This window comes from Pseudomonas sp. TYF_14, assembly GCF_043105275.1.
Classification (GTDB): domain Bacteria; phylum Pseudomonadota; class Gammaproteobacteria; order Pseudomonadales; family Pseudomonadaceae; genus Aquipseudomonas; species Aquipseudomonas alloputida.
This window is the reverse complement of the sequence record NZ_JBICLK010000074.1, coordinates 41413-53945: the sequence shown is the minus strand read 5'-3', so window position 1 is coordinate 53945 and position 12533 is coordinate 41413. Positions and strand designations below refer to the sequence as shown.

The 12533-nt window shown below is 63.1% G+C and carries 7 protein-coding genes; 2 read left to right on the top strand and 5 right to left on the bottom strand.

All coding sequences use genetic code 11. The features are described 5' to 3' along the window. Positions 1–371: 371 nt before the first annotated feature. From ACF8O8_RS19880 to lysA, 4 genes are all read right to left on the bottom strand, one after another. Positions 372–2858 (bottom strand): TonB-dependent siderophore receptor, encoded by a 2487-nt coding sequence (locus ACF8O8_RS19880; RefSeq protein ID WP_392510309.1) that lies wholly within the window; start codon positions 2856–2858, stop codon positions 372–374. Positions 2859–2968: 110 nt separating this feature from the next. Then, positions 2969–3904 carry a FecR domain-containing protein gene (locus tag ACF8O8_RS19875; RefSeq protein WP_392510308.1) on the bottom strand — a complete coding sequence of 312 codons (936 nt, stop codon included), beginning with the start codon at positions 3902–3904 and terminating at the stop codon, positions 2969–2971. A gap of 5 nt (positions 3905–3909) precedes the next feature. Beyond that, entirely contained in the window at positions 3910–4410 is a 501-nt protein-coding gene (locus ACF8O8_RS19870) for a sigma-70 family RNA polymerase sigma factor (RefSeq protein WP_350297568.1), read from the bottom strand. A gap of 227 nt (positions 4411–4637) precedes the next feature. Beyond that, entirely contained in the window at positions 4638–5870 is a 1233-nt protein-coding gene (gene lysA / locus ACF8O8_RS19865) for a diaminopimelate decarboxylase (protein ID WP_198748265.1), read from the bottom strand. A 123-nt stretch (positions 5871–5993) separates the two neighbouring features. On the opposite strand from lysA, the gene ACF8O8_RS19860 reads away from it, so the two are divergent. Further along, entirely contained in the window at positions 5994–6899 is a 906-nt protein-coding gene (locus tag ACF8O8_RS19860; RefSeq protein WP_010953080.1) for a LysR family transcriptional regulator, read from the top strand. Between the two features lie 83 nt (positions 6900–6982). Here ACF8O8_RS19860 and ACF8O8_RS19855 read toward each other — a convergent pair whose 3' ends face one another. Beyond that, the gene (locus tag ACF8O8_RS19855) at positions 6983–7336 is read right to left on the bottom strand and encodes a hypothetical protein (RefSeq protein WP_020192899.1); all 354 of its coding nucleotides are present in this window, start codon (positions 7334–7336) and stop codon (positions 6983–6985) included. A gap of 275 nt (positions 7337–7611) precedes the next feature. Between ACF8O8_RS19855 and ACF8O8_RS19850 the strand changes: the two genes are divergently transcribed. Next, a complete protein-coding gene (locus ACF8O8_RS19850; RefSeq protein ID WP_049586685.1) occupies positions 7612–12477 on the top strand; it encodes an NAD-glutamate dehydrogenase in 4866 nt (1621 codons plus the stop codon). Positions 12478–12533 lie beyond the last annotated feature (56 nt).

Here is a 12533-nt window from a genome sequence, read left to right as displayed (position 1 = left end):
CGCAGGGCCGGGCGGTAGCCGGAGGTGATGCGCCTGCACAGTTCGAGGGTTTCTTTCAACGAGTCCATGTATAGCTCCAGCGAGCAGGGATGATCATCAAATGCATGCAAGCGTTGCATTCGACCCGAGGCTGGACACTAGCGAGGAATCACTTCTCAAAGGAGCATTGCGCTTCCGATAGGTGCGTAGGAAATTTCTGATTAAGCGGTATCGTTGACGTTGCCAAGTTTTTCATCGCCTTTTACGTCAACCCGTCTGCTTCTCGTTGCGCCATGGTTACTGGGTGGAAGCGCCACCCTGGTCGCTTTTTTTATAAGGTCCCGCGTCGAGACAGGGCCGCAAAGCGGCCCGATCGCACTCCGGGAAGTACTTCAGAACGCCCCTTGCAAGGTCACCATGAAGTTGCGCGGTTCGCCATAGAAGTTGCCCCAGGCCGGCGCACCGATGGTGGCGTAGTACTTCTTGTCGAACAGGTTGTTGCCGTTGAGGGCGACAGTCCAGTTCGGGTCGATGCGGTACTGCACGCGGCCGTTCCATACGGTGTAGCCCGCCTGCTCGACACGGGTAGTGCCGGTAGTGCGGAAGTTTTCGCTCTGGCTGTTCAGGCCGGCGCCGACGGTGAAGCGCTCCAGTGCACCGCTCAACTGGTAGTCACCCCACACCTTGAGCATATGCCGCGGGATGAAGCTGGAGGTGAAGGTCAGCTCGGTGGGGTCGGTGTCTTCGATGGTACTCAGGTACTTGGTCTGGGTGTAGGTGTAACCCGCCAGCAGCTGCAGCCGCTCGATTGGCGAGCCGCTGATCTCGGCCTCGAAACCCTGCGCACGCACCTTGCCGCTGTCGGTGTAGCAATAGCCGTCGCCTGACGGGCAGGCTTCGTTGTAGTCGCTTTCTGCGCGGTGCTTCTCGACAGTGCGGAACAGGTTGAACGAGGTGTTCAGCGCGCCGCCAAGCAGCTCGCCCTTGATGCCAACCTCGTAGTTGGCGCCGGTCTTGGGCTGAAGTGACTGCCGCTCGACGTTCACCTTGTCGCTCTGCGGCTGGAAGATATCGGCGTAGCTGGCGTAGGCGGTCCACTGGTCGTTCAAGTCGTACAGCACGGCGGCGAACGGCGTGACCTGGCCGTTTTCCTGACTGCGGTTATTCACCCAGTAATCGTAGAACTGGGTATAGGAGTCGCTCTTGTTGCGGTACCAGCTGACCCGCGCGCCCAGCACCAGGGTCAGCGGCTCTGCCAGCTTCAGGCGCAGGTTGGCGTAGGTGCCGTACTGGGTGGTGGTGGAGTCGGTTGGCACGCTGCCGCCGCGGGTCGGGTTGACCAGGTAATCGCCCTTGGACGGGTGTGGGGAGTGCGGCGAGGGGGCGAAGGGGTCCTGCTTGCCGTCCAGCAGCATCAGCGCGAAGTAATCATGGGTTTTCTGTCGGCTGGCGTTGGCACCCATGATCAGCTCGTGCTGCAAGCCGAACGCCTCGAACTTGCCATCGACATAGCTATCGAAGCCGTAGTCGTCCTGATCGTAGTCGAAACGGCCGGCGCGGACGTTCATGCCAGCGGTGCTGGCGCCGACCGGTACCGTGCCTTCGGAGTAGGCGTATTCGATGTCCTGGGTGTTGTGGGTGTAGATCGAGGCGAAGTTCAGGGTCCAGTCATCGTTGAAGCGGTGCTTGAGGTCGGCAAAGCCGGTAATACGCTGGCTTTGCAAGTCGTTCCAGCTGGCCCCCAGGCAGGTGGAGCGCGACAGCTTCAGGTCACTGCCATCGGCGTAGCGTGGCAGGCCGGCGTAGCATGGGGTGGCATCGATATCCTCGTAAGCCAGCCCAAAGCCCACGGTGGTGTCGGCTGTGACGTCCCAGTCGATGGCGCCGTACAGTATCTGGTCCTGGCGCTTGGCCGTGTCATAGAAGTACTGGCGATCCTGCAGCGTCGCCACGGCGCGCCCCCGCACGGTGCCCGACGCGTTAAGCGGGCCGCCCACGTCCACTTGCCCGCGGTAGTTGTCCCAGCTTCCTGCAGACAAGGTGACGGTGGTGGCGGCTTTTTCCTGCCCCCGTTTACGCACGAAGTTGACGCCCCCGGCGGAGGAGCCAGAGCCTTTCATCATGCCGGCCGCACCTTTAAGCACCTCGACGCGGTCATAAAACGCCATGTCGCTGGAAAAGCTGTTGGCCTGCACGTAGTTGCCGCCCACGTCCAGGGGCACGCCGTCATACTGGTACTGGCCATCCAGGTTGAAACCTCGGGAATAGAAATACTTGCCGCCCATGGGCGAGTCGTACACGGTGATGCCCGGCGTCTTGTCCAGTACCTGCTCCAGCGTGTTGAGGTTCTGGTCGTCGAGCATCTTGCGGGTCATCACGGTGACCGACTGCGGGGTTTCTTTCAGCGTGTGCACGCCTTTGCCGATGGTGATGGCACGGGCGGCGTAGGACTGGGTGCCTTCGCTGGTCGCATCCAGCCGGTTGGCGTCGATGTTCATCGGCGCCAGTTCCATGGCCGAACCGTTTTGCGCAGGGACCAGCACATAGCCGCCATTGCCCTGACGTTGCGCCTGCAGGCCACTGTTGCCCAACAGCCGCACCAGTCCTTCCTCCACACTGAAGCTGCCCTCCAGGCCCGCGCTGCCGAGGTTACGTGTCTGGGCAGTGTCGAACGAAATGGTCACACCCGCCTGTACGCCAAACTGGGTGATGGCGTTGCCCAGTGGGCCAGCGGGGACATGGTAGGTGGTCTGGCTTTGGGCCATTGCCTGGGCCGGCATCAGCAGCAGGCCGGGCGCGCTGGCCAAGGACATGCCGAGCAGCACCAGGCGCACGGCCTGGCTCAGCTTGGTTGCAGGGGTAGGGTGCAGGTGTGGCATTTCGTGGTCCTTCCGAGTCATGGCAGAAAGTCGCTGTCGTCGCGGCTTGTGTCAGGGACGGACGAGAATCGAAATCAGCAAGATTGCGGCGAAAGTTTTTCCGCAGTTGCTCAGGCGGGCTCCACGCTCACCCAGTAGCGGCTTAAGTAGCGCACCTTCACGGGCAAGGTTTTCGGCAGGTTGGCCAGGGCGATATCGGTGTCGTCGATGCGGAACGCGCCGGAAATGCTCATGGCCTGGATCGACGAGGCGCAGCGCAGCACGCCTGGCCGATAGCGCCCCAGTTCTTCGAGGAAATCGCCCAGGCGCCAGTCGTTCACGCTGAGCATGCCCTGCAACCAGGCCGTGGAGTCGGCGGGGAGGGCATGGGCGTCAGGGACGACATCCCGGTCAAAACTCACTTGCTGGCCAGCGTGCAGTTGCAGCACGCGATCAGGGTGGCGCAGGGGGCGAACGTCGACGCTGGCCTGAAGCACACCCACACGGGTCTGTTGCGCCAGTTTGCGGACGCTGAACGCGGTACTGCGGGCAAATAAGCTGCCGTCATCGGTGTGCACGATGAACGGGCGCTGCTGACGGTCGCTGACCGGACGCACCAGAATTTCCCCTTGATACAGCTGAATCGCCCGCACCTTGGTGTCGTAGCGCACATCCAGCGCGGTATCCACGTTCAGCTCCAGCTGTGAACCATCTTCCAGGTGCAGGGCGCGGCGCTCACCGCTTCGGGTACTTTGCTGGGCCAGCAAGGCACGATAGGGCACCTGCTCGGCCGCCAGCCAGCTGCCGCCACCCATGGCCACCAGCAGGCCCAACACCTTCAGCATGTCACGCCGCTGCGACTGGGCCGCGCCAAGGCCGGACAGCGCCGCCTGCGGCGGTACCATGGCCCATTGCTGCTGCAGCTTTTCTACCCGCGCCCAGGCGGCTGCGTGCAGGGGGCTGGCCTGCAGCCACTGTCGCCAGGCCTGGGTGCGGGCCTCGTTATGGGCGCCGTCGTTGAGCTGGACATACCAGGTGGCAGCGGCTTCGAGTGTCTTGAGATCCATGGGCCTCAGCCTTCGACTGCCAGCAGGCAGCGTGTCATGGCCTTGATCAGGTGATTCTTCACGGTGGTGACCGACACGCCGAAGCGTTCGGCCGCAGCGCCATAGGTCAGGCCTTCGAGTTGAACGGCCAGGAAAATGGCGCGAGTTTTGGCGCCGAGTTCGTCGAGCAGGCTGTCCACGGCCACCAGCATTTCTATGATGGACAAGCGCACCTCCGGCGATACCTCTACCGGCTCCGGACGCAGGGCCAGAGCCTGCAGGTAAGCTTTTTCGATGATGCGACGGCGGGCTTTGTCGATCAGAAGTGCGCGGGCGATAGCGCTGAGGTAGCTGCGCGGCTCGCGGATCGGCAACGGGTTACGCGCGGTCATTACCCGCAGGAACGTGTCGTGCGCCAGGTCGGAAGCATCGGCGGCGTTGCCCAGGCGGGCGCGCAGCCAGCCCTTCAGCCAGCTGTTGTTTTCGCTGTACAGCTGGTGCAGGGCCTGGGGATCGAGCGTTGCCATGGCGTCAAGACCGCAATATTAATGGGAATTGATCGCATTGTCGCGAGAGGCGGGGCTTAATGCAAGGACCGCGAGCACACACCCTGTGGGAGCAGCCTTGCGTCGCGATTGGGCCGCAAAGCGGCCCGGGTTTCGGCATCACGGCTACATTTGTGGGGCTGCTGTGCAGCCCAATCGCGACGCAAGGCCGCTCCCACAAAGAGTCGTGCAGGCTTGCAGGGCAGTGGTTAGAACCCGGCCTCCAGGCTCAGCAGGTCCTGCACCGTCTGCCGCCGGCGGATCATCCGCAGGGCACCGTTCTCGATCAGGAACTCCGGCAGCAGCGGCCGGCTGTTGTAGTTCGACGACATCGACGCGCCATAGGCCCCGGCATCGTGGATCACCAGCAGGTCGCCCACCTGTGCCTGGGGCAGGTCCTGCGGGGTCAGCGCCTGGTCATCCTGAGTGAACACGTCACCCGATTCACACAACGGCCCGGCCACCACGGTCGGCTGGCGCGGGCGATCTACTGCCTGGCCATCGGCATCGAGCAGGGTCATGCCGTGGTAGGCGCCGTACATCGCCGGGCGCATCAGGTCGTTGAAGCCAGCGTCGATCATGACGAAGGTATTGCGCCCCACCTGTTTCACGGCACGGACTTCGGCCACCAGGTAGCCCGACTCCGCCACCAGGAAGCGTCCGGGTTCGATCTCCATGCGCACCGGGTGGCCGAGCATCGTTTCGATCTCCTTGCGCGCCACCGCCCAGGTCTGCGCATAACGCTGCAGGTCGACCGGTTTGTCGGTGCTGCGGTAAGGCGTGGACAGCCCGCCGCCGATGGAGAACGCCTCAATGTCCACGCCCAGGCGGCCGATCAGCTCGATCATCGAGCGGGCCACCTGTTCCAGGTGCTGGTAGTCCACCCCGGAACCAATATGCATGTGCACGCCCACCAGGTGCAGGCCATGGGCCTTGATGCACGCCAGCGCCTCGTCCAGCTCTTCGTGCCAGATGCCATGCTTGCTGTTTTCGCCGCCGGTATTGGTCTTGCGGCTGTGACCATGGCCGAAGCCCGGGTTGATGCGGATCCACACGCGGTGGCCGGGCGAGCGTTCACCCAGTTGGCGCAGCATGTCGATGGAGCCGGCGTTGACTTCGATCTTCTCTGCCACCACTCGCTCCAGTGTTGGCCGGTCCAGCGCGTCGCAGGTCAGCACCACGCCGGCAGGGTCACCGTCCACGCTCGCACCCGCAGCGAAGGCCCGCTCCATTTCACCCAGCGACACGGCGTCCAGCACCAGGCCATGGGCGCGCATCAGGCGCAGCACATGCAGGTTCGGGTTGGCTTTCTGGGCGAAGCGCACGGTGTCGAATACGTTCAACTGCTCGACACGCTCGGCGATGGTGCTGGCGTCGTACGCCCAAAGCGGCGAGCCGTGCTGGCGAACCGCCTCGGCCAGAAGGGTGAAGGGTGCGGTCATGGTGGCGCTACTCATATTAGGAAGGCCGCGAGGATGAATCAAAGCGGGAATTCAGAAAAATAGCTATTTTTCTGCTGGTCATTCATATCTGATATACCCATTGTTGACTCACCGGGTACTGCCGTGAAACTGTCCGTCCGCCACATCGAAGTGTTCCGCGCCATCATGGCCGCTGGCAGTGTCACGGGTGCGGCGCGCCTGCTGTTCACCTCGCAGCCCACTGTCAGCCGCGAACTGGCGCGGCTGGAGCAGGTGACTGGCCTGAACCTGTTCGAGCGCGAGGGCGGGCGCCTGGTGGCGACGGCCCAGGCGCTGCTGTTGATCGAAGAGGTCGAGCGGGCCTACGTCGGGCTGGAGCGGATCGATCGCTTTGCCCAGGCCATCCGCAACTTCGAGCAGGGCCGGCTGGCCATCACCTGCCTGCCGCTGTTCTCGCAAACCTTGTTGCCCAAGGCTTGCCAGCGCTTTCACCAGCAGCACAGTGGCGTGAGCGTGAGCATTCTGGCGCAGGAGTCGCCGTTGCTGGAGGAGTCACTGGTTGCCCAGCAGCATGACCTTGGCCTGACTGAAGTCGAACAGATACCGCGCGGCGCGTATGGTGAATTGCTGTTCAGTGCCAACATGGTGTGCGTGTTGCCCGAGCATCACCCGCTGCAGGTGAAGGCTGAACTGGAGCTGAGTGATTTCCATGAGGTCGATTTCATCAACCTGGCCAGCCTGGATACCTACCGCCAGCGTCTGGATCAGCACTTTCGTGCGGCCGGGGTTAACCGCCGCACGGTCATCGAAACCACCAGTGCCGCTTCGGTGTGCGCCATGGTCAGGCAAGGCCTGGGGGTGGCGATCATCAACCCACTGAGCGGGCTGGAGGCGGCGCAAGGCGGGTTGCCGATCCGCAGGTTACGGGTATCGGTGCCCTATCAGGTGATGCTCATACGCCCGGACCATCGGCCGGCATCGGCAGCGGTGGAGCCGTTTTGCGAGGCGTTGCGGGTGCAGGCCAAAGAAATGCAGCAGGCGCTGGCCTGATCATTGTGGGGGCAACTGTCTTGCTCAATTTCTAAAAGCTGGCGCGCTCCCACAGGGTGGACCGCGCTCCCACTAGGCAGGGTTCAAAGCTCGCAGACCAAGGTTCCAGTACCGGCCAGGATGTTCTCCAGGGTTTCCTTCACTTCATCCATGTCACTCAAATCGCTGGTCAGGTTGATTTCCAGTACTTCATCCCCCTTCAGCGCGTCCCGGTCGCCGGCCGCCACTTCGATCAGCAGGCGCTTGGCGCTCAGGGTCACTTTAAGGCCATCCAGCGTCGACGGCTCGTCATCCAGCGTCAGGTCGACGGTGTCCTCGTCCGGGTAACGGGTAAGCAGGAACATCTGACCCTTGTCGCTGTGGCAGCACAGGGTCGCCATGTTGTCTTCCTCGTCATCGCAAGGGGTGGCGAACAGCAGGGCGGTGTTGATTTGCATGAGCAGGCTCGGGTCAAAGGAAACGGAAGGGAATTCTGACAGTCTTGCGTACAGGCATAAACGTAAAGTTACCGCCCCTTGACCGAAATTGTCGCAGCGCTGCAAGCGTAGATGACCGATCAGTCGTTAAGCTTCGGCGAGCCCTGGGCGTGCCTGCGCACGTTCAACGTCTGGTTTTTTACCGTCCGTCATGCCACGGGTTGGCTATCGTTGATCCGTACACGGCGCACGCAGCGACGCTTCAATTATTACAAAGCCCAAGCGGAGTACCACAGATGGCGTTCTTCACCGCAGCCAGCAAAGCCGACTTCCAGCATCAACTGCAAGCGGCCCTGGCGCAGCACATCAGCGAACAGTCCCTGCCACAAGTGGCGCTGTTCGCCGAGCAGTTCTTCGGCATCATCTCTCTGGACGAACTCACCCAGCGCAGGCTTTCCGACCTGGCCGGCTGCACCCTGTCAGCCTGGCGCATCATCGAGCGTTTCGACCCCGAATACCCGCAAGTGCGGGTGTACAACCCTGATTACGAACGCAATGGCTGGCAGTCGACCCATACCGTGGTCGAAGTGCTGCACCATGACCTGCCGTTCCTGGTCGACTCGGTGCGCACCGAGCTCAACCGCCGTGGCTACAGCATCCACACCCTGCAAACCACCGTGCTCAGCGTGCGCCGTGGCGCCAAGGGCGAGCTGTTGGAGCTGCTGCCCAAGGGAACCCAGGGCGAAGGCGTGCGCTACGAGTCACTGATGTACCTGGAGATCGACCGCTGCGCCAATGCCGCCGAGCTGACGGTGCTGACCCGCGAGATCGAGCAGGTGCTGGCCGAGGTACGGGTGGTGGTGGCCGACTTCGAACCGATGAAGGCCAAGCTGCGTGAAGTGGTAGCGCAGGTGGAGCAAACCGCCTTCGGCCCCGCCCAAAACGAGAAAGGCGAAGTCAAGGCCTTCCTCGAATGGCTGCTGGATAACCACTTCACCTTCCTGGGCTATGAAGAATTCACCGTCAAGGGCGACGCCGATGGCGGCCAGATGGTCTACGACGAGCAGTCGTTCCTCGGCCTGCCGCGCCGTCTGCGCGTGGGCCTGACCGCAGAAGAGCTGCGCATCGAAGACTACGCTGTGGCCTACCTCAACGAGCCGCTGCTGCTGTCGTTCGCCAAGGCCGCACTGCCCAGCCGCGTGCACCGCCCGGCCTACCCGGACTACGTGTCGATCCGCCAGCTGGACGCCGACGGCAAGGTCATCAAGGAGCACCGCTTCATGGGGCTGTACACCTCGTCGGTGTATGGCGAAAGCGTGCATGCCATTCCGTACATCCGCGTGAAGGTGGCCGAAGTCGAGCGCCGTTCGGGCTTCGATCCCAAGGCCCACCTGGGCAAGGAACTGGCCCAGGTACTGGAAGTGCTGCCGCGCGACGACCTGTTCCAGACGCCGATCGACGAGCTGTTCAGCACGGTCATGGCAATCGTGCAGATCCAGGAGCGCAACAAGATCCGCGTGTTCCTGCGTAAAGACCCGTATGGCCGCTTCTGCTACTGCCTGGCCTACGTCCCGCGGGAAATCTACTCCACCGAAGTGCGGCAGAAGATCCAGCAGGTGCTGATGGAGCGCCTGAAGGCCAGCGACTGCGAGTTCTGGACCTTCTTCTCCGAATCGGTACTGGCCCGTGTGCAACTGATCCTGCGGGTCGACCCCAAGAACCGTATCGACATCGACCCGCAGCAGCTGGAACGCGAAGTCATCCAGGCCTGCCGCTCGTGGCATGACGACTACTCGGCACTGGTGGTGGAAAACTTCGGCGAAGCCCAGGGCACCAACATCCTCGCCGATTTCCCCAAAGGCTTCCCGGCCGGTTACCGCGAGCGCTTCGCCGCGCACTCGGCGGTGGTCGACCTGCAGCATGTGCTGAACCTGTCGGAAAGCAAGCCGCTGGCAATGAGCTTCTACCAGCCGTTGACCCAGGTGGGCGAGCGCATCCTGCACTGCAAGCTGTACCACGCCGACACCCCGCTGGCGCTGTCCGACGTGCTGCCGATTCTGGAAAACCTCGGCCTGCGCGTGCTCGGCGAGTTCCCGTACCGCCTGCGCCATGCCAATGGCCGCGAATACTGGATCCACGACTTCGCCTTCACCTACAGCGAAGGCCTGAGCCTGGACATCCAGCAGCTCAACGACACCCTGCAGGACGCCTTCATCCACATCGTCCGTGGTGACGCCGAGAACGACGCTTTCAACCGCCTGGTGCTCACCGCCGGCTTGCCGTGGCGCGACGTGGCCTTGCTGCGTGCCTACGCCCGTTACCTGAAACAGATCCGTCTGGGCTTCGATCTGGGCTACATCGCCAGCACCCTGAACAACCACACCGACATCGCTCGCGAGCTGACCCGGTTGTTCAAGACCCGCTTCTATCTGGCGCGCAAGCTTACCCAGGACGACCTTGACGACAAGCAGCAGCGCCTGGAACAGGCCATCCTGAGCGCCCTGGATGACGTGCAGGTGCTCAACGAAGACCGCATCCTGCGGCGCTACCTGGACTTGATCAAGGCCACCCTGCGTACCAACTTCTACCAGCCCGACGCAAACGGCCAGAACAAGTCGTACTTCAGCTTCAAGTTCAACCCCAAGCTGATCCCCGAACTGCCCAAACCGGTGCCAAAGTTCGAGATATTCGTCTATTCGCCACGCGTCGAGGGCGTGCACCTGCGCTTTGGCAACGTTGCCCGTGGTGGCCTGCGCTGGTCCGACCGCGAAGAGGACTTCCGTACCGAAGTGCTGGGGCTGGTGAAAGCCCAGCAGGTGAAGAACTCGGTCATCGTGCCGGTCGGCGCCAAGGGTGGTTTCCTGCCGCGTCGCCTGCCGCTGGGCGGCAGCCGTGACGAGATCGCCGCCGAAGGCGTGGCGTGCTACCGCATCTTCATTTCCGGCCTGCTCGACATCACCGACAACCTCAAGGACGGTGGCGTGGTGCCGCCGGCCAACGTGGTGCGCCATGACGATGACGACCCGTACCTGGTGGTAGCGGCCGACAAAGGCACCGCGACCTTCTCCGACATCGCCAACGGCATTGCCATCGACTACGGCTTCTGGCTTGGCGATGCCTTTGCCTCGGGCGGCTCGGCCGGTTACGACCACAAGAAGATGGGCATTACCGCGCGCGGCGCCTGGGTGGGCGTGCAGCGTCACTTCCGCGAGCGTGGCATCAACGTGCAGGAAGACCCGATCACCGTCATTGGTGTGGGCGATATGGCCGGCGACGTGTTCGGCAATGGCCTGCTGATGTCCGACAAGCTGCAACTGGTGGCTGCGTTCAACCACCTGCATATCTTCATCGACCCCAACCCCGACCCTGCCACCAGCTTTGCCGAGCGCAAGCGCCTGTTCGACCTGCCGCGTTCGGCCTGGAGCGACTACGACACCAGCATCATGTCCGAAGGCGGCGGGATCTTCCCGCGCAGTGCCAAGAGCATCGCCATCAGCCCGCAGATGAAAGAGCGCTTCGCCATCGAAGCCGACCGCCTGACCCCGACCGAGCTGCTGAACGCGCTGCTCAAGGCCCCGGTGGACCTGCTGTGGAACGGCGGCATCGGTACCTACGTGAAGGCCAGCACTGAAAGCCACGCCGATGTCGGCGACAAGGCCAACGATGCGCTGCGGGTCAACGGTAACGAACTGCGCTGCAAGGTAGTGGGCGAGGGCGGCAACCTGGGCATGACCCAGCTCGGCCGCGTCGAGTTCGGCCTGAACGGCGGCGCCACCAACACCGACTTCATCGACAACGCCGGCGGCGTGGACTGCTCCGACCACGAGGTCAACATCAAGATCCTGCTCAACGAAGTGGTGCAGGGTGGCGACATGACCGAGAAGCAGCGCAACCAGCTGCTGGGCAGCATGACCGACGAAGTGGCCGGCCTGGTGCTGGGCAACAACTACAAGCAGACCCAGGCGCTTTCGCTGGCCGCCCGCCGCGCCCGCGAGCGGATTGCCGAGTACAAGCGCCTGATGGCCGACCTCGAGGCGCGGGGCAAGCTGGACCGTGCCATCGAATTCCTGCCGTCCGAAGAGCAGTTGGCCGAACGCCTGGCTGCCGGCCAGGGCCTGACCCGCGCCGAGCTGTCGGTGCTGATCTCGTACAGCAAGATCGACCTCAAGGAGCAACTGCTCAAGTCGCTGGTGCCGGACGACGACTACCTGACCCGTGACATGGAAACCGCTTTCCCGCCGTCCCTGGTCAGCAAGTTCGCCGAGGCCATGCGCCGCCACCGCCTGAAGCGCGAAATCGTCAGCACCCAGATCGCCAACGACCTGGTCAACAACATGGGTATCACCTTCGTCCAGCGCCTGAAGGAGTCGACCGGCATGAGCCCGGCCAACGTGGCCGGTGCTTACGTGATCGTGCGCGATATCTTCCACCTGCCGCACTGGTTCCGCCAGATCGAGGCGCTGGACTATCAGGTGCCGGCAGAGATCCAGCTCACCCTGATGGACGAGCTGATGCGACTGGGCCGCCGAGCCACCCGCTGGTTCCTGCGTAGCCGCCGCAACGAACAGGACGCCGGGCGCGATACCGCGCACTTCGGGCCGAAGATTGCGCAGTTGGGTCTGAAGCTTGATGAGCTGCTAGAGGGCCCCACCCGCGAACGCTGGATGGTGCGCTACCAGGGCTTTGTCGACGCCGGTGTGCCGGAGTTGCTGGCGCGTATGGTGGCGGGTACCAGCCACCTGTACACCCTGCTGCCGATCATTGAAGCGGCCGACGTTACCGGCCATGAGCCTGCGCAGGTGGCCAAGGCATTCTTCGCCGTGGGCAGCGCGCTGGACCTGACCTGGTACCTGCAGGAAATCAGCAACCTGCCGGTGGAAAACAACTGGCAGGCGCTGGCGCGCGAGGCATTCCGCGACGATATCGACTTGCAGCAGCGGGCAATCACCATTTCAGTCCTGCAGATGGCCGATGCACCGCAAGACATGGATGCCCGCGTGGCGCTGTGGTCAGAGCAGCATCGGGGAATGGTGGAGCGCTGGCGCGCCATGCTCGACGACCTGCGCAATGCCACCGGCACTGACTATGCGATGTACGCGGTGGCCAACCGCGAGCTGGTCGATCTGGCCATGAGCGGGCAGGCAGCGGTGGTGCCGTCCTGAGCCTTGTGGTGAGGTAAAACAAAGCCCCGGCAGTGATGCCGGGGCTTTTTTGTATG